Origin of the sequence: Nocardioides cremeus, from assembly GCF_030518195.1 — a bacterium.
In the GTDB taxonomy this organism is placed as follows: Bacteria; Actinomycetota; Actinomycetes; order Propionibacteriales; family Nocardioidaceae; genus Nocardioides; species Nocardioides cremeus.
Map to the genome: position 1 here is coordinate 1 of NZ_JAULSC010000103.1, position 392 is coordinate 392.

At 48.2% G+C, this 392-nt stretch carries 1 protein-coding gene; it reads left to right on the forward strand.

The genetic code is table 11. The annotated features are described in order from the left end of the window. The coding region (locus QWJ41_RS20855) for a hypothetical protein (RefSeq protein ID WP_302710389.1) at positions 1 to 201 on the forward strand (201 nt) is incomplete at its 5' end. Between the last annotated feature and the right edge of the window lie 191 nt (positions 202 to 392).

Below are 392 nucleotides of genomic sequence, written 5' to 3' on the forward strand. Positions count from 1 at the left end.
CGTGGCAAGATCACCGCAGCCTTTGAATTACAAGCAGAAATACTTTCCACGAGTGGTGAGGTAGTAAAGTCAGAGAGGACAGCAGGCCGCGGCTATCTACAGCTTCTGATCGAGGGCGGACCCGGATTTATACTTCGCCTTGGTTGTAACGTGTCCACTATGTATGCCCACCTTATCATATCAGCTCTGACCTCAAGATGATTGACTCAATTTATAGCTGGGAACGAAAGTTGAGCAATACAGACATTCGCCTCATCATCGATTTCCTGAAGGCAAAAGCTCCCGCTCTGCACAAAGACATCATATCGTACAATGAAGCAGCCACTAGAGCACTCCTCGATGGCTTCATCGCGTACGGTTGGTCACGAGGAGAGATCTTGAAGTCACATTCT